This window comes from Methylobacterium persicinum (assembly GCF_022179525.1).
GTDB classification, from domain to species: Bacteria; Pseudomonadota; Alphaproteobacteria; order Rhizobiales; family Beijerinckiaceae; genus Methylobacterium; species Methylobacterium persicinum.
The window spans coordinates 83358-100265 of sequence record NZ_BPQX01000014.1; the positions used below are offsets into that span (position 1 = coordinate 83358).

A 16908-nucleotide genomic window follows, 5' to 3' on the forward strand; every position below is an offset into this window, starting at 1 on the left:
AAGCCTCAGATCAATCGAAGCCCAGGAACTCGAACAGGTCGCGGTCCTTCATCGGGGCCGCCTCGCAGGGCTCGCCGCCGGCCCACAGGGTCTCGGCCAGCCGCATGTACTCCGCCGTCACCGCGTCGAGTTCCGGCGAGGAATCCATCTCGAACAGCGTCGACTTTTTGAGCCGCGAGCGGCGCACCACGTCGAGATCGGGGAAGTGGGCGAGACGCTTCAGGCCGACCGCATCGTTGAACCGGTCGATCTCGTCGGTCTTGGCCGAGCGGTTGGCGATGACGCCGCCGAGGCGCACGCCGTAGTTCTTCGACTTGGCGTGGATCGCCGCGACGATCCGGTTCATCGCGAAGATCGAATCGAAGTCGTTGGCGGTGACGATCAGCGCCCGGTCGGCGTGCTGCAGGGGCGAGGCGAAGCCGCCGCAGACCACGTCGCCCAGCACGTCGAACACCACGACATCGGTGTCCTCCAGCAGGTGATGCTCCTTAAGGAGCTTCACCGTCTGGCCGACGACGTAGCCGCCGCAGCCGGTGCCGGCCGGGGGGCCGCCGGCCTCGACGCACATCACGCCGTTGTAGCCCTCCACCACGAAGTCCTCGACCCGCAACTCCTCCGAGTGGAAGTTCACGGATTCCAGCGCGTCGATCACCGTGGGGGCGAGGCGCTTGGTCAGCGTGAAGGTCGAGTCGTGCTTCGGATCGCAGCCGATCTGGAGCACCCGCTTGCCGAGCTTCGAGAAGGCCACCGACAGGTTCGACGAGGTGGTCGACTTGCCGATCCCACCCTTGCCGTAGACGGCGAAGACCTTCGCGGTGTCGATCTTGAGATCGGGGTCGAGGGCCACCTGAAGGCTCCCCTCCTCCTTCCGGGCGACGACCGGGTTTCGGATGGCGATGTTCATGCGGCCACTCCTGCTGTGACGCCTTCGAGCCGGTCCTCAAGTTCCTCCTCCGCCCGGTCGAGGGCGTCGCGGGTCTCCGCGTCGGGGGTCCAGAAGCCGCGTTTGTGAGCCTCGATCAGCCGTTGGGCGACCTTGGCGGAGGCGGTGGGGTTGAGGGAGGCGATGCGCTCGCGCATGGCCGGGTCGAGGACGAAGGTCTCGGTGATGCGCTCGTAGATCCAGGGCTGCACCGCGTTGGCGGTGGCAGACCAGCCCACCGTGTTGGTGAGATGCGCCTCGATCTGCCGGACCCCCTCGTAGCCGTGGCCGAGCAGGGGCTCGTACCACTTCGGGTTGAGCATCCGGGTGCGGGTTTCCAGGGCGACCTGCTCCGGAAGGGTGCGGACCTTGCCCTCGCCGCGGGTCTGGTCGCTGATGTAGATCGGGACCGCCTCGCCCTTGGCGCGGGCGACCGCGCGGCCCATGCCGCCGAGGCCGTCGAAGTAATGATCGACGCTCGTCACCCCGACCTCGACAGAATCAAGGTTCTGGTAGGCGAGATCGACGGAGGCGAGCACCGCCTTCATCAGCGCCCGCTGCGGGGCCGGCTTGCCCGCGCGGTCATAGGCAAAACTCTTGCGGCGGGAGAACGCCTCGCACAACTCGTCCTCGTCGTCCCAGGCGCCGGAATCCACGAGGTGGTTCACGTTGGCGCCGTAGGCCCCCTCGGCGTTCGAGAAGACCCGGAGCGCCGCCGTGTCGATGTCGCAGCCCTGCTCGGCCTGGATCGCCAGGGCGTGCTTGCGGACGAAGTTTTGGTCGATGGGCTCGTCGGCGGTCGCCGCGAGGAAGCAGGCCTCCGCAATGAGCTTGGTCTGCAACGGCAGCAAATCGCGAAAAATGCCGGAGAGGGTGACGACCGCGTCGATGCGTGGGCGGCCGAGCGTCTCCAGCGGGATCAGTTCCGCACCCGCGAGCCGGCCGTAGCCGTCGAAGCGCGGCGCTGCGCCGATCAGGGCCAGCGCCTGGGCGATGGGGCCGCCCTCGCTCTTGAGGTTGTCGGTTCCCCACAGGACGATGGCGACGCTCTCTGGCAGGTTTTTCCCTTCCTCGGCGTGCCGGGCGAGGATGCGGGCCACCTGCCGGGCGCCGTCGGCCACCGCGAAGGCGGAGGGCAGGCGGCACGGGTCGAAGCCGTGGATGTTGCGCCCCGTCGGCAGGATCGCCGGGTTGCGCAGCAGGTCGCCCCCCGCGACCGGGGGCACGAAGCGCCCATCCAGCGCCCGCAGAAGGCCCGCGACCTCGTGGTCCGTGGCGAGCAGGGCGTCGGTCTCGGCAAGGCCGGCGAAGGCAGCGCGGGTCTCCTCGGTCGCGGGCAGGCCGGAGAGGCGCAGGGCAGCGTCTACCCCCTCCCCAGCGACCAGGGCGGCGATGACGGCACGCTCCGGCTTCAGCCCGTGGGACGCTTCCGCGACGGCGCTGAGCAGGTCGACGCGCTCTTCGGCCGGCACGCCCTCGCCGACGACGTGGAGGCCGTGGGGGATCAGCGTCTGTTCGAGTTCGGCGACCGCATTCCACAGGGCCGAGACCCGGCCAAACACGTCGCCGTCCCAGGCGGGCTCGGCCGGCACGAGGTCGAGGGCGGCGCCCTGGGCCTGAATCAGCGCCGCGAGGTCCGTGCGCTCGGCCCCGGCCTCGGCGTCGAGGCCCCGGAACCGCTCCATCGAGGATTTGAGGTCGAGGAGGCCCCGGTAGAGGCCCGCCGTGGCGAGGCTCGGGGTCAGATAGCTCACGAGCGTCGCCGCCGAGCGGCGCTTGGCCAGCGTCCCCTCGGAGGGGTTGTTGGCGGCGTAGAGGTAGACGTTCGGCAGGGCGCCGATCAGCCGCTCGGGCCAGCAGGCTTCCGAAAGGCCGGTCTGCTTGCCGGGCATGAATTCGAGCGCCCCATGGGTGCCGAAATGCAGCACCGCATCCGCACCGAAATCCTCGCGCAGGTAGCGGTAGAAGGCGCTGAAGGCGTGGGTCGGGGCGAAGCCGCTCTCGAACAGCAGCCGCATCGGGTCGCCCTCGTAGCCGAAGGCGGGCTGGACGCCAACGAACACGTTGCCGAACTGCGCGCCGAGCACGAACAGGCCGGCGCCGTCGCTCTGGTGGCGGCCCGGCGCCGGGCCCCATTGCGCCTCGATCTCGGCGAGGTGCGCCTCCCGCCGGACATGGTCGTCGGAGGGGATGCGGGCGTGGACGTTGGCCTGCGTGCCGTAGCGGCCGGCATTGCCGACGAGGATCGCGTCGCGCAGGGCATCGACGCTGTCGGGCAGCTCGACGGTGTAGCCCTCGGCCTTCATGCCCTTCAGGGTGTTGAAGAGCGAGGCGTAGACCGAGAGGAACGCGGCGGTGCCGGTGGCGCCGGCGTTCGGCGGGAAGTTGAACAGCACCACCGCGACCTTGCGGGCAGCCTTCGCGGTCCGCCGCAGGGCGATGAGTTTGGCGACCCGCTCGGACAAACGCGCGACCCGCTCGGGATGGGCGCGCATGTCCCGGGCGTTGTCGGCGCCCGACGCGATCGAGCGGCCGCCGAACACGGTCGGCGCGGTGGCGCCGTCGAGTTCGGGGATGGCGACCATCATCGTCGCCTCGACCGGGGAGAGGCCGCGGGTGCCCGCCTCCCATTGCTCCGTCGTCTGGAATTCCAGGGCGTGGGCGGCGAGGTAGGGCACGTCGAGCCGGGCCAGGACCGTCTCGGCCGCCTTCGAATCGTTGTAGGCCGGGCCGCCGACCAGGGAGAAGCCGGTGAGCGAAACCAGGGCGTCGATGGCCGGGCGCCCGTCCTTCATGAAGAAGGTCTCGACCGCTGGGCGGTTGTCGAGGCCGGCGGCGAAGGCCGGCACCACGTCGAGGCCGCGGGCTTCCAGCGCCTCGATCACCCCGTCGTAATGGGCGGTGTTGCCGGCGAGCACGTAGCTGCGCATCAGCAGCAGGCCGACCCGGCCCTTGGCGCCCTGCCGCCGGGGCAGGCGGGCGGCATCCTCGCCGACCCGGCCGGCCATGCGCGGGTGGTAGAGGCCGGTCTCGGGATAGTGCAGCGGCGCCGGGGCGGCGGGGAGGTCCCGCCATGCCGTCCGCTCGCCCGCCGCGTAGCGCTGGACGAGGAAGCGCACCAGGGCGGCAACGTTTTCGTCCGAGCCTGCCAGCCAGTACTGCAGGGTGAGGAAGTAGGCTCGCACGTCCTGCGCCGAACCGGGGATGAAGCGCAGGATTTTTGGAAGTTTGCGCACCAGGGCCATCTGCCGGGCGGCATTGCCCTCGGCACCCGGCTTTCCGCGCAGCTTCTTCAGGAAATCCAGCGCGCTGCGCTTGGTGCCGCTCATGTCGAAGCGGTTGAGCTTAGTGGTCTTCACCACCTCGCCCGCCGAGAGGCAGCCGACCATCGCGTCGCACGAGTCGCGGCGGGCGAGCAGCGTCGGCAGGATAGCCCGGACATGCTCGTCGAGGAACAGCATCGCGCTGAGCACGATGTCGGCCCGCGCAATGTCGGCCTTGCAGGATTCGAGGGTGGCGGGGTCGTTCTCCCACTCGGCGGCGGCGTGGAAGGCGAGGTGCAGCCCGGGCATCTCGGCCCGCAGGCGCAGGCGTGCCCGCTCCACCGCGCTCGCCAGGTGGTTGTCGAGGGTGACGATGACGACGCGGATGTCGGGCCTCGCCCCGCGCCCCGCGGGGGGGCGGGCCGGGCGTCCAGCGGTGAGGCGTGCCGCATCCGCCGACGCCGGGATGGCGTCCATGCCGCCGGCGAATGCTTTAGCGGCCGAAATGCGCTTTAGCATCGTACAAAGTCTCGAGGGTGATGAGCGGAAGGCGCCGCTCTCGCGCGAATGTCTCCGTGTTGGTGCGCGCCTTGCCGCGCACGAAGAACGGGATCTTCTTCAGTTCCTTCTCAGCCTCGGGTGCCCAGGACAGGACGATCGGCTGCGGGGCATCGGATGCGGGCGCCGGTGTCGGAGGGGGAGAAGCCGGCGCCCGCTCCACGGCCTCAGACCGCACCACCGGCGCGGCGCCGAGATGCGACGGCCCGACGCCATCGTGGAATTCGGGATCCTCCCGGAACATGCCCAGGAGATGCTCTTCGAGGCCCATCATCAGCGGATGGACCAGGGTGTCGAACAGGACGTTGGCGCCCTCGAACCCCATCTGCGGCGAGTGGCGGGCGGGGAAGTCCTGCACATGGACCGGCGCCGAGATCACCGCGCAGGGGAGGCCCAGCCGCTTGGCGACGTGGCGCTCCATCTGCGTGCCGAGCACCAGTTCCGGCGCGGCGGCGCGGATGGCGGCCTCGACGTCGAGATAGTCGTCGGTGATCGTCGCCTCGATGCCGTGGGCCTGCGCCTCGGCGCGGACCTCCCGGGCGAATTCGCGGGTGTAGGTGCCGAGCCCGACGAGCTTGAAGCCGAGTTCCTTCGCCGCCACCCGGGCGAGGCCGAGCGCATGGGTGGCGTCGCCGAACACGAAGACGCGCTTGCCGGTGAGATAAGTCGAATCGACCGAGCGCGAGTACCAGGGCAGGCGCGAGCCTTCGCCCTCCAGCACCGGCGCCGGATCGACGCCGGCCAGGGCCGCGACCTCCGCCACGAAGGCGCGGGTGCCGCCGACGCCGATCGGGATTTCCTTGGTGAAGGGCTGGCCCAGCGCCCGCTTCAGGTGCTCGGCGGCCGAGCGGGCCGTCTCGGGATAGAGCACCACGTTGAAGTCGGCCGCGCCCAGCCGGGCGAGGTCGGCCGGAGTCGCGCCCAGCGGCGCCACCACGTTCACGTCGATGTCGAGATCGGCGAGGATGCGGCGGATCTCGATCAGGTCGTCCCGGTGGCGGAAGCCAAGCGCCGTCGGCCCGAGGATGTTGCAGAGCGGCCGGCTGCCGGCGGGGCGCTTCTCGACGGCGCCGGAGAGGGCGCGGACCAGCCGGTAGAAGGTCTCGGACGCCCCCCAGTTCTCCTTCTTCTGGTAGGCCGGCAGTTCCAGCGGGATGACCGGGACCGGCAGGTCCAGCGCCTTGGCGAGACCGCCCGGATCGTCCTGGATCAACTCGGCGGTGCAGGAGGCGCCAACGATCATCGCCTGCGGCTGGAACCGGGCATAGGCCTGCGCGCAGGCCGTCTTGAACAGTTCGGCCGTGTCGCGGCCGAGGTCCTGGGCGCGGAAGGTGGTGTAGGTAACGGGCGGGCGGTGGTCCCGCCGCTCGATCATCGTGAAGAGCAAGTCGGCATAGGTGTCGCCCTGGGGGGCGTGCAGCACGTAGTGCAGCCCCTTCATGGCGGTCGCCACGCGCATCGCGCCGATGTGAGGAGGGCCTTCGTAGGTCCAGAGGGTAAGCTGCATCGCCCTAGACCTCCAACAGCGCGCGGCGCGCGAGGGGACGGGCGAACAGTTCGGCGAGGTCGCCGGCCTGCTCGTAGCCCTGGACGGGGGTGAACAGCAGCTCGATCGACCACTTGGTCGCGAGCCCTTCCGCCTCCAGCGGGTTGGCGAGGCCGAGGCCGCAGACCGTCAGGTCGGGCCGGGCAGCCCGGCAGCGGTCCATTTGGTCGTCGAGGCTTTGGCCCTCGGTGACGCGGGTGCCGGCGGGCAGAAGCTCTATTTCGGCGGCGAGGTGGGCCCGGTGCAGGTAGGGCGTGCCGACCTCGACCAGCTCCGCGCCGAGTTCCCGGGCCAGGAACCGCGACAGCGGCACTTCGAGCTGCGAATCGGGGAAGAAGAACACCCGCTTGCCGCCGAGCTTTTCACGGTAGGGCGCCAAAGCTGTGTCGGCCCGCGCCCGGCCGGCGGCGGTGGCGGCCTCGAAGGTCGCCTGGGACACGCCGAAGGCGTCCGCCGCGGCGGTGAGCCAGCCGGTGGTGCCCTCCGCGCCCAGCGGGAACGGGGCGGCGAGGCGCTTGGCGCCGCGCTCGTCGAGCGCTCGGGCGGTCTCGGTCAGGAAGGGCTGGGCGAGGAGGTAGCGGGTGCCGCGCCCGACCGCCGGCATCGACCCAGCATGACGGGCCGGCAGGAAGCGGACATCGCCGATGCCCATCGCGGCGAACATCCGCAGGAACTGGTCCTCGACCACGTCGGCGAGCGCCCCGACGACAAGGAGCGAAGGCGGCGCCTCGGCGGGCTCCCGGGGCAGATCCGGCACCAGGGCGGCGAGGCAGGCATCCTCACCTTCCGTGAAGGTGGTCTCGATGCCCGAGCCCGAATAGTTCAGCACCTTGACGGAACTGAGCTTGGCCGTCAGGCGCTGCGCCGCCCGGCTCAGATCGAGCTTGATCACCTCGGACGGGCAGGAGCCAACGAGGAACAGGAGCTTGATGTCCGGCCGGCGCTCGATGAGTCGGGCGGCCACCCGGTCCAACTCGTCGTTGCAGTCGGCGAGCCCGGCCAGGTCGCGCTCGTCGATGATCGCGGTGGCGAATCGGGGCTCGGCGAAGATCATCACCCCCGCCGCCGACTGGATCAGGTGGGCGCAGGTCCGCGAGCCGACCACGAGGAAGAAGGCATCGCGGATCTTCCGGTGCAGCCAGACGATGCCGGTGAGGCCGCAGAACACGGCCCGTTGGCCGTCCTCCCGGTGGAGGTCGATGCCGCCGCAGGCGGAGGCGTGGGTGAGCGGCGCGTTCATGCCGTCACCCCTGCGGTCGGGAGCGGGGCGCCGGCCCCCTGGAGGCGGGCGGCCCGCAGCTTCAGCACGAACTGCCCGGCATTGACGACGTAGGTGGCGTAGGCGGCGAGCGCGAGCAGCAGCAGCGCCCGCTCCCCCAGCGCCCCCGTCCAAAGGGCGGCGAGGTAGGCGGAGTGCAGGGCCAGCACCAGCATGCTGACCATGTCCTCCCAGTAGAAGGCCGGGGCGAACAGGTAGCGCCCGAACACATCCTTCTCCCAGATCGAGCCCGTCACCATGATCGCGTAGAGGGCCAGCGTCTTCACCACCACGGAGGCGAGCGCCGCGTTCGCGCCCTCGCCCGTCGCCAGTGTGCGCAGGACGAGGCCGAGACTCACGAGAAAGATCGCGAACTGGAGCGGAGCCAGGATCCCCTGGACCAGGGTCCACGGAGAGGCGTCGCGCCTCCGCCGCTCCTCTGGCGTGTAGAGCGGTGATACCGGCTGGTGACTGCGACCGAGGTCCTGCCGACCCATGGGTTCGCCCTTCCCTGCCTTCCGGGTCGCCAACCGGCCCCGGTTCTCGCGAACCTATCGAGCCGGTCAAAAGTGTCAATCCCGCTTGACGCTCTGGTTCGATGACACTTTCAGGAGGAATGCACGCGATTGTTGATTGCCAACCTTATTTTCCAGCGTAGGTTGGTGCCGCTGCGGCTAGGCCGAATGCCCGCCGCGCAGGACGAGACCGGCCGCCGTCGAGAGCCGGGCTGGGCGAAACGAGACGAATGATCAGAACAGCATAAGGCACCGGGCTCGTCTGGGGCTCGTCGGTGCCGGGAGGGATGCCGATGGACGATCTGCTGCACCTCGGCGCCGACGCCTACACCGACTCAGGCTGCGATTGCAGCGGGTCCGTGGACAGCGAGTTCGGCGCGCTCGCCTGGCTCGTGGAGTCGGAAATCCTGCCGCGGCTGATGCTCGTGCACCGGGGCCCGTCCCGGCCCGTCTTGGCGCCGCCCATCCAGGATCCCGAGGCTCTCGTCGGCCTTCTCCTCGCCCCCGGCTCGTTCGATCTCGACCGGGCGGTGGACCGCCTGACCACCGGCGCCCTCTCCCTCGACCGCCTGCTCCTCGACCTCCTCGCGCCCGCCGCTCGCCGCCTGGGGACGATGTGGGAGGACGACACCTGCGACTTCCTCGTGGTGACGGAGGGGCTGGGGCGCCTTCAGGCCTTGGCGCGGAGGCTCTGCGCCACCCTCGAGAAGGCCGCCAGCCCAAGCGGACGGCGCATCCTGTTGATGCCCTGCCCCGGTGAAATCCACGTATTTGGCCTCTCCCTCCTTGCGAGCTTCTTCCGGGAAGCGGGATGGGACGTGACGATCCTGAACAGCACCGGGGCCGATCCCGCGTCGGTGGTGACTATCGACTGGTTCGACGTCGTCGGCGTGTCCGTGTCATGTGACGTTCATGCGCCGGCCCTTAAGGCACTCCTTCCGGCTCTCCGGCGGGCCTCGCAAAACCCTTCGCTGTTCGTGATGGTCGGTGGGCCTTACTTCACGTGGTCCGGCGCCTCTGCATCCGAGGTCGGGGCCGACGCCTACGCACCCGATGCATGGTCGGCACCGGATCTTGCGGAAGCGATGCTGGACAGACCGGCGCTGGCTTGCTGAAAGGTAGACCGATCGACGCACTGCGACAGAAACCCGTGCCACCGCGCCCACGCACTGCCGAGCCGGTCTCCCGCGAGACCCTTCCCAAGGTCGCCGCCCTCCTCGGAGGGGTCACGGCGGGACTGGCCGTCACCGCTGCGTCGGACCTGTCGCTCATCGTCGATGGGGACGGCGTGATCCAGGGTGCCACGGGGGGCGACGACTTCGCGGACGAGAAGATCGGCGGCTGGCTCGGCCGGCGGCTCATCGACACCGTGACCGTCGAGAGCCGCAAGAAGGTCGATGAGCTCCTGCGTGATGCCGGGCCCGGCGAGGTGACGCGCTGGCGGCAGGTCAACCACCCCTCCCCGACGGGCACCGATCTGCCGATCCGCTATGCCGCCCTGCGGCCGGACGCGGACGGGCCGATCCTCGTCCTCGGGCGGGACATGCGGGCCGTTGCGGCACTGCAGCGTCGGCTCGCCGACACGCAACAGGCCCTCGAGCGGGATTACGACCGCCTGCGGGCTGCCGAAACCCGCTACCGGCTTCTGTTCCAGGTGTGCGGTGAGGCGGTTCTGGTCGTGGACGCGACCACCCGCCGGGTCGTCGAGGCGAACCCCGCGGCGGCCCGACTCATCGGGCGGCCGGTACGCCGGATGGTCGGCGTGGATGCGGTGGAATTGTTCGACCCGGTCGGGTTGCGGAGCCTGGAGGCTCAACATGGATCCCTCCGGGCCACGGGACAGGCGGCGGATGTCCGCGCCACCCTGCCTCAAGGGCGGGGGACGGTGACGGTCTCCGCCTCGCTCTTCCGGGGCGAGGGCGGCACCAGCGCGATCCTCCGGCTGCTGCCGGAGAAGGTCGAAACCGCGCCTTCTCAAGACGACGCATCCGGCGTGCTGCCGACCCGGGCCCTGCTCGAATCGATGCCGGAAGGATTCGTCGTCACCGATTCGGGGCGCCGGATCGTCTGGACGAACGCGGCCTTCCTCGAACTGGCCCAGCTCGCCGCGGAGGGCCAAGCCCGCGGCCGGCCCATCGAGGAATGGCTCGGTCGGGACGAGACCGAAGCGCGGACCCTGTTCGCGACCCTTCAGGACCACGGCTCCGTCCGCCGCTTCCAGAGCGTGGTGCGCGGAGCCTATGGCGGCCTGGAGGATGTGGAGATCGCGGCCGTCGCCGCGGCTGGTTCACCTTCGTTCCTCGGGCTGTCGATCCGGTCGCTGCCCCGCCGCTCGGCTCTCAATGTCGGGACCCGGACGGAACCGCGCTCGGTGGAACAGATGGCCGAGTTGGTCGGCCGGGTCTCCATGAAGACCCTGGTCCGCGAGACCACGGATCTCATCGAGAAACTGTGCATCGAGGCAGCCCTTCGGATCACCCGGGACAACCGCGCGTCGGCGGCCGAGATGCTCGGCCTCTCCCGTCAGGGCCTCTACGCCAAGATGCGCCGCTACGGCGTCGGCGACCTCGACCCGACCGAGGAGGAGTAGGGTTCCGGCCCTCATCCCGCGGCCGCCAGCGGATCGGACGCGCGTGTCTCTAGGACTTTACGTATACAGTATCTGTCACTGTAATGCGTTGCAGGCGGTGAAGGCCGGTTCGCCGCAGCAGCGGCCGGAACTGTCATTCTGACTTGACACTCCGTGGGGTTGGCATAGCCTCCCGCCATGGCCGCAACGCCCGCTCCGAGTGCAGTCGTCGAGCTTCTGAAGCCGCTCACGTGGTTCGCACCGATGTGGGCGTTCGGCTGCGGCGTGGTCTCTTCAGGCGTCCCCGCCCACGGCCAGTGGCCGGTGATCGCGGCGGGGATCGTGCTGGCGGGGCCCCTCGTCTGTGCGACGAGCCAGGCGGCGAACGATTGGTTCGATCGCCACGTCGATGCCATCAACGAGCCGGGACGGCCGATTCCCTCGGGGCGGATCCCCGGCCGCTGGGGCCTTTACCTCGCCCTCGGCTGGACGGCCCTGTCCCTCGCCGTCGCGGCGGCCCTCGGACCGTGGATCCTCGGCGCGGCCCTCTTCGGGCTGGTGCTGGCATGGCTGTATTCGGCGCCGCCGCTACGCCTGAAGGGCAATGGCTGGTGGGGCAACTCGGCGGTGGCGATCTGCTACGAGGGGCTGCCCTGGTTCACCGGCGCCGCGGTGATGGCCGCCGCCATGCCCGACTGGCGGGTGCTGATCACGGCCCTGCTCTACTCGGTGGGCGCCCACGGCATCATGACCCTCAACGATTTCAAGTCGGTGGAAGGCGACCTCGCGACCGGGGTGCGCTCCCTGCCCGTTCAGCTCGGCCCGGCCAACGCCGCCCGCCTCGCCTGCCTCGTGATGGCCCTGCCACAGGTCGGGGTGATCGCTCTCCTCGCCGCCTGGGGGCGGCCCTGGCATGCCGGCCTCGTCGGCGCCCTGCTCATCGGGCAGGCCGTCCTGATGGTGCGCTTCCTCGACGACCCGCGGGGTCGGGCCGCGTGGTACAACGGCACCGGAACGACCCTCTATGTCCTCGGGATGCTCGTGACCGCCTTCGCCCTCCGGCCGCTGGTGGGGGGCGCGTGATGGCCGTCTCGACCGCATCTCCTTCACCTGCCGCGACAGATGCCACGTCGCGCAGCAGAGCGGGTGGAACTTTGTCCTGGCCTGCCATCTTCCGGCTCGGCCTCGTGCAGACGGCGCTCGGCGGCGTCGTCGTGCTGATGACCTCGACCCTCAACCGGGTGATGGTGGTGGAACTCGCCCTGCCGGCCCTGGTGCCGGGGCTGTTGGTGGCCATCCATTACGCGGTGCAGGTGCTGAGGCCCCGCTGGGGCTACGGCTCCGACCGGACGGGCCGGCGCACCCCGTGGATCCTCGGCGGGATGGCCGCCCTGTGCCTCGGCGGCTTTGGGGCCGCCTGCGGGACGGCCCTGGCGCAGACGCACCTCGCCGCGGGGCTCGCCCTGGCCGCCCTCTCCTTCCTTCTCGTCGGCCTCGGGGTCGGCGCTGCGGGGACCTCGCTCCTCGTCCTCCTGGCCGGCGGCGTGGCCCCGGCCCGGCGGGGGGCGGCGGCCACCGTGGTCTGGGTGATGATGATCGTCGGCTTCGCCCTCACCGCACCGTTGGCCGGGCACTTCCTCGAACCCTTCTCGGTGACGCGCCTCATGGCCGTCTCGGGCGCCGTCTCGCTCATCGCCTTCTGTCTCGCCGCCCTCGCCGTGGGGGGCGTCGAGGCCCGGCTCCCTGCCCCACGGCCGGAGGCGGCGGAGGCCAAGGCGCCTTTCGGCGCTGTGCTGAAGAAGGTGCTCGCCGATCCGGTGGCCCGACGTTTCACCGTCTTCGTCTTCGTCTCCATGCTGGCCTACAGCGCGCAGGAGCTGATTCTCGAGCCCTATGCCGGCCTCGTCTTCGGACTGGGCCCGGGGGCGACGACCAAGCTGGCGGGGCTTCAGCACGGGGGCGTCCTCGCCGGGATGCTCCTCGTCGCGGGGGTGACCCTTATGGCTAAGGGGACGGCCCTTGCCTCCCTGCGCCTCTGGACCGCCGTCGGATGCGCGGCTTCCGCGCTCGCCCTCTTTGCCATCGCGGCGGGCGGCCCGTCCGGATTGGATTTCCCCCTGCGCGGAGCGGTCTTCGCCCTCGGCCTTGCCAACGGGATCTACGCGGTGGCGGCCATCGGCTCGATGATGGCGCTGGCCGGACGCGGCGGCGAGCGGGAGCGCGGCACCCGCATGGGCGTCTGGGGCGCGGCGCAGGGTGTCGCCTTCGGCGGCGGCGGCGTGCTCGGGGCGTTCGCCGTGGACGCGATGCGCCTCGTCGTGGGCGATCCGGTCCAGGCCTACGCGACGGTCTTCGTCGCCGAAGGCGTGCTGTTCCTCGTGGCGGTGGCGTTCGCCCTGCGCACCGAGAGCGCGCCCGCCAGCTATCCGCTCGATCCGGCTCTTGAGGCGAGGTGATGCGATGACCCAGCCCGATTCGCACGGCTTCACGAACACCACCGCCTCCCCTCCCTCCCTGCGGCGCGGGGGGCCTTCCCCCCATCAGGGCGAGAAAACGGAAGCGACCTTCGACGTCGTGGTCGTGGGCGGCGGCCCGGCGGGGGCCACAGCGGCAGCCGACCTCGCCGGAGCCGGCCACGCCGTCCTGCTCCTCGACAAGCCGGGGCGGATCAAGCCCTGCGGCGGGGCGATCCCACCGCGGCTGATTCGCGACTTCGCGATCCCCGACCATCTCCTCGTCGCCCGCATCCGCGCTGCACGGATGATCGCGCCGAGCGGCAAGGAAGTGGACATGCCGGTCGGCGAGGGCTTCGTCGGCATGGTCGACCGGAAGGATTTCGATCCGTGGTTGCGTGAGCGCGCCGCTGCGGCGGGGGCCGACCTGCGCGAGGCGTCCTTCGACAAGGTCGAGAGACCCGATGGCGGCCCGGCGCTGGTCCACTTCACCACCGGCAAGGGCGACGCCCTCGTCCGCCACAGCGTCCGCGCCAAGCTCGTGATCGGCGCCGATGGCGCGACGTCCCCCGTGGGACGGGCGGAGGTGCCGGGCCACGACAAGATGCGGCAGGTCTTCGCTTATCACGAGATCGTCCGCGTGCCCCGGCCCGGCGAGGCCGGCGAGGCCGCCATCGGTCCGACCCGCTGCGACGTGTTTTATCAGGGCAAGCACTCGCCCGACTTCTACTCGTGGATCTTCCCCCACGGCGAGACCGCGAGCATCGGCACGGGCAGCGCCCGCAAAGGCTTCTCCCTCCGCAGCTCGATCCGCTCCCTCCGCGAGGCGACGGGCCTTGCCGAGGCCGAGACGGTGCGCCGGGAGGGAGCACCCCTCCCCCTCAAGCCGCTCAAGCGCTGGGACAACGGCCGGGACGTGCTGCTGGCGGGTGACGCGGCGGGCGTCGTCGCCCCGGCGTCTGGAGAAGGCATCTACTACGCCATGCTGGGCGGCCGCCTCGCGGCCGAGGCGGCGACTGCGTTTCTCGCCAGCGGCGATGCGAAGGCGCTCGGCCTCGCCCGCCGCCGGTTCATGCGCCTGCACGGGCGGGTCTTCCTGATCCTCGGCCTGATGCAGTGGGTTTGGTATCGCAGCGACGGCCTCAGGGAGCGCTTCGTCTCGATCTGCCGGGACAAGGACGTGCAGCAGCTGACCTGGGACTCCTACATGAACAAGGAGCTGGTCCGGGCGAAGCCGGCGGCGCATGTGCGGATCTTCTTCAAGGACCTCGCTCACCTGTTCCGCTGGGTCTCGCCGTGAGCCTCCCATGGTCGGCGGATTGGGGCCCGGCCCTGGTGGCGGCGACCTGCGCGGTGCTCGTCGCCGTGGCCGGCGGCGTCGCCACGCGGACCGACGCTTGGTACCGCCGCCTGCGCGTTCCGGCTTGGAAGCCGCCGGATTGGGCCTTCGGGCCGGTCTGGGCCTGCATCTTCGTGCTGACCGCCACGTCCGGGGTCGTGGCATGGGGGAGCGATCCCGCCGACCGGCTCGCCCTGGCGCTGGTTTTCGCCGTGAACGGGGTGCTCAACATCGCCTGGAGCGTGCTGTTTTTCCGCTTCCGCCGGCCCGATTGGGCCCTGGCCGACGTGGTGCTTCTTTGGGTCTCCGTCCTCGCGGTGATGCTCGTGGCGGGGCGATCCGGTCCAACTGCCGCTTTCCTCAACCTGCCCTACCTCACCTGGGTCAGCATTGCGGCCTGCCTCAACCTGCGCATCGTCCAGTTGAACCCGCGCGCGAGCTTCGCGTGATGGACGCTTTGTTCACCTCCGGCCGCATCGTGGACTTCGTCCTCGGCGGCGTGCTGGCGGAGGCGGTTCTGCTCGTGGTCCTCTGCCGGGGCCTGCGCCGGTTCGCGCCCTTCGCCGCCACCCTGGCCGCTGGAGCGGCGTTGATGCTCGCCCTTCGGGCCGCCCTCACGGGAGCGCCCTGGCCGGCGATCGCAGGCTGGATGCTCGTCGGCCTCGCAGCCCATTGCGTGGATCTCGCCCTGCGGCGGAAGTCCTTTGCGGCCGCCGAATCACCGGCGAGGGACGCTTGGCCGCAGGGCCATGGATAACACAGCAGGAACAACAGTTATTCCGCTGCGTTCACGCGCGGCATTCGTTTTAAAATGCTTGTGAAAACTGGCTTCTGGGAGATGCCGGCCATGCAGCGCAGCCTCGTCCTTGCGTCCGGCCTGCTCGCCGGAACGATCCTTGGGGCGCCCGCTTGGGCGCAGGACAGCCAGGACCCCGTGGAGCGCGGGAAATACCTCGTCACGATGGGCGATTGTGCGGCCTGCCACACAGCGCCCGGCGGGAAGTATCTGGCCGGAAACTACGCCCTGAACATGCCCTTCGGCGTGATCATGACGCCTAACCTGACGCCGGACAAGGAAACCGGTCTCGGCGACTACTCCTACGAGGACTTCGACAAGTCCTTCCGTCAGGGCTACAGCAAGCACGTCGGCTACCTCTACCCCGCCTTCCCCTTCGGCTGGTTCACGAAGGTCACGGACGAGGACACCAAGGCGATCTGGGCGTATCTCCAGTCGATCCCGGCGGTGAACGAGAAGCGGCAGGAAAGCCAGATCCCGTTCCCCTTCAGCGTCCGTACCGCCCTCGTGACGTGGCGGACAGCGTTCTTCACCGACGAGCGGTTCAAGCCGGACCCCAACGCCAGCGCCGAGGTGAACCGCGGCGCCTACCTCGTCGAGAGCCTCGGCCACTGCGCCATGTGCCACAACGAGAATAAGCTCGTCGGCAATTCGAGCCTCGCCGGCCGGTTCGGCGGCGGCGTCATCGACGGCTGGTACGCCCCGAACATTACGCCCAACGGCCACCAGGGCATCGGTGCCTGGACCGACGAGCAGGTGGTCACCTACCTCAAGACCGGCACCGCACCCGGAGACCGTCCGGGCGTCGCGGCGGGGCCGATGCGCCAGACCATCATGGAATCCCTCTCCAAGGTGAAGGAGGAGGACCTGAAGGCGATGGTGGCCTACCTGCGTACCGTGCCCGCCAAGGAGACCTATAAGGCGAAGGACCTCGCCGCCTTCGATACGAAGGACGCCCCTGGCGCCTCGACCTACCTCACCTACTGCTCCTCCTGCCATCAGCCCAACGGCAAGGGCATCGAGGGCGCGGTGCCGGCGCTGGCCGGCAACACCTCTGTGATGTCCGAGGGACCTGAAACGGTGCTGCGGGTGATCTATGGCGGCCTCGCCGCCCAGAGCGGCTACGCGCCGATGGTGGCGATCGGCCAGCAGATGACCGACGTGGAGGTGAAGAACGTCACCGACTACGTCCGCAACTCCTGGGGCAACAAGGCGCCGGTCGTCACCGGCGAGAAGGCGTCCGACGCCCGTGCGGCGACGAAGACGATGCTCGCCGGCACTGCCCCCTGCGCCGAGATCGAGCAGGACAAGCTGAAGGCCGCCTTCGAGAAGGTCGGTATCCAGGACAGCCTGACAGGACTGAAGCAGCAGGATTTCGTACCGACGCTGGTCCGTGTGGTGCCGCAGATCAAGGCCGAGCCGACGGGGGCCAGCGACGACGACATCGTCAACGGCCTGACCACCGCCTTCTGCAAGGCTGCCCACGACGATCCGCAATACGCGAACCCGAGCTGGCCTGCGGTGATCGGCTCCTTCGCCAACGTCGCCTACAGCCAAGTGAAGCACCCGGAGAAGCAGGCGGCCAACGTGCCGGCCGCCATCCCAAGCGCGACCATGCCGGCGAAGTGAAGGGGCGAGAGGGGGCAGCGGAACACGGACGGCTCCACGTCGTTACAGCGCCGCAAGCCC

13 protein-coding genes are annotated in these 16908 nt (G+C 70.0%); 8 read left to right on the top strand and 5 right to left on the bottom strand.

Annotated elements, in window-relative coordinates; all coding sequences use genetic code 11:
* Positions 1–10 precede the first annotated feature (10 nt).
* From bchL to bchF, 5 genes are read right to left on the bottom strand one after another with little or no spacing between them, the layout of a single operon-like run.
* Positions 11–904 (bottom strand): ferredoxin:protochlorophyllide reductase (ATP-dependent) iron-sulfur ATP-binding protein, encoded by an 894-nt coding sequence (gene bchL, locus MFF22_RS05030; RefSeq protein WP_238247860.1) that lies wholly within the window; start codon positions 902–904, stop codon positions 11–13.
* Positions 901–4704, bottom strand: coding sequence for a magnesium chelatase subunit H (locus tag MFF22_RS05035; RefSeq protein ID WP_238247861.1), 3804 nt, complete (start codon positions 4702–4704; stop codon positions 901–903). The genes bchL and MFF22_RS05035 overlap by 4 nt, the downstream gene beginning before the upstream one ends.
* Positions 4679–6250, bottom strand: coding sequence for a ferredoxin:protochlorophyllide reductase (ATP-dependent) subunit B (gene bchB / locus MFF22_RS05040; protein ID WP_238247862.1), 1572 nt, complete (start codon positions 6248–6250; stop codon positions 4679–4681). Before bchB ends, MFF22_RS05035 begins: the two co-directional genes overlap by 26 nt.
* 4 nt (positions 6251–6254) lie before the next feature.
* Positions 6255–7529, bottom strand: coding sequence for a ferredoxin:protochlorophyllide reductase (ATP-dependent) subunit N (locus MFF22_RS05045; protein ID WP_238247863.1), 1275 nt, complete (start codon positions 7527–7529; stop codon positions 6255–6257).
* Positions 7526–8044, bottom strand: a complete 519-nt coding sequence (gene bchF / locus MFF22_RS05050; RefSeq protein ID WP_238247864.1) for a 2-vinyl bacteriochlorophyllide hydratase — start codon at positions 8042–8044, stop codon at positions 7526–7528. The genes MFF22_RS05045 and bchF overlap by 4 nt, the downstream gene beginning before the upstream one ends.
* A 311-nt stretch (positions 8045–8355) precedes the next feature.
* Between bchF and MFF22_RS05055 the strand changes: the two genes are divergently transcribed.
* From MFF22_RS05055 to MFF22_RS05090, 8 genes are all read left to right on the top strand, one after another.
* Complete coding sequence (locus tag MFF22_RS05055; protein ID WP_238247865.1) at positions 8356–9177, top strand: cobalamin B12-binding domain-containing protein; 822 nt, start codon at positions 8356–8358, stop codon at positions 9175–9177.
* Between the two features lie 35 nt (positions 9178–9212).
* The gene (ppsR, locus tag MFF22_RS05060; protein ID WP_238247866.1) at positions 9213–10652 is read left to right on the top strand and encodes a transcriptional regulator PpsR; all 1440 of its coding nucleotides are present in this window, start codon (positions 9213–9215) and stop codon (positions 10650–10652) included.
* A 177-nt stretch (positions 10653–10829) separates the two neighbouring features.
* Positions 10830–11714, top strand: a complete 885-nt coding sequence (gene chlG, locus MFF22_RS05065) for a chlorophyll synthase ChlG (RefSeq protein ID WP_238247867.1) — start codon at positions 10830–10832, stop codon at positions 11712–11714.
* Positions 11715–11785: 71 nt separating this feature from the next.
* Positions 11786–13087 carry a BCD family MFS transporter gene (locus MFF22_RS05070; RefSeq protein WP_370877558.1) on the top strand — a complete coding sequence of 434 codons (1302 nt, stop codon included), beginning with the start codon at positions 11786–11788 and terminating at the stop codon, positions 13085–13087.
* 4 nt (positions 13088–13091) lie between these two features.
* Positions 13092–14384, top strand: a complete 1293-nt coding sequence (locus MFF22_RS05075; protein WP_238247869.1) for a geranylgeranyl diphosphate reductase — start codon at positions 13092–13094, stop codon at positions 14382–14384.
* Positions 14381–14872: a TspO/MBR family protein gene (locus tag MFF22_RS05080; protein ID WP_238247870.1), complete on the top strand. Its 492-nt coding sequence runs from the start codon at positions 14381–14383 to the stop codon at positions 14870–14872. The genes MFF22_RS05075 and MFF22_RS05080 overlap by 4 nt, the downstream gene beginning before the upstream one ends.
* Complete coding sequence (locus MFF22_RS05085; RefSeq protein ID WP_238247871.1) at positions 14872–15180, top strand: hypothetical protein; 309 nt, start codon at positions 14872–14874, stop codon at positions 15178–15180. The genes MFF22_RS05080 and MFF22_RS05085 overlap by 1 nt, the downstream gene beginning before the upstream one ends.
* A 90-nt stretch (positions 15181–15270) precedes the next feature.
* Positions 15271–16848: a cytochrome c gene (locus tag MFF22_RS05090; RefSeq protein ID WP_238247872.1), complete on the top strand. Its 1578-nt coding sequence runs from the start codon at positions 15271–15273 to the stop codon at positions 16846–16848.
* Positions 16849–16908 lie beyond the last annotated feature (60 nt).

What these genes read in the sequence shown, in the direction of transcription:
- bchL (WP_238247860.1), bottom strand. Translation starts at nt 904, where the DNA reads ATGAACATCGCCATCCGAAACCCGGTCGTCGCCCGGAAGGAGGAGGGG.
- MFF22_RS05035 (WP_238247861.1), bottom strand. Translation starts at nt 4,704, where the DNA reads ATGCTAAAGCGCATTTCGGCCGCTAAAGCATTCGCCGGCGGCATGGAC.
- bchB (WP_238247862.1), bottom strand. Translation starts at nt 6,250, where the DNA reads ATGCAGCTTACCCTCTGGACCTACGAAGGCCCTCCTCACATCGGCGCG.
- MFF22_RS05045 (WP_238247863.1), bottom strand. Translation starts at nt 7,529, where the DNA reads ATGAACGCGCCGCTCACCCACGCCTCCGCCTGCGGCGGCATCGACCTC.
- bchF (WP_238247864.1), bottom strand. Translation starts at nt 8,044, where the DNA reads ATGGGTCGGCAGGACCTCGGTCGCAGTCACCAGCCGGTATCACCGCTC.
- MFF22_RS05055 (WP_238247865.1), top strand. Translation starts at nt 8,356, where the DNA reads ATGGACGATCTGCTGCACCTCGGCGCCGACGCCTACACCGACTCAGGC.
- chlG (WP_238247867.1), top strand. Translation starts at nt 10,830, where the DNA reads ATGGCCGCAACGCCCGCTCCGAGTGCAGTCGTCGAGCTTCTGAAGCCG.
- MFF22_RS05075 (WP_238247869.1), top strand. Translation starts at nt 13,092, where the DNA reads ATGACCCAGCCCGATTCGCACGGCTTCACGAACACCACCGCCTCCCCT.
- MFF22_RS05085 (WP_238247871.1), top strand. Translation starts at nt 14,872, where the DNA reads ATGGACGCTTTGTTCACCTCCGGCCGCATCGTGGACTTCGTCCTCGGC.
- MFF22_RS05090 (WP_238247872.1), top strand. Translation starts at nt 15,271, where the DNA reads ATGCAGCGCAGCCTCGTCCTTGCGTCCGGCCTGCTCGCCGGAACGATC.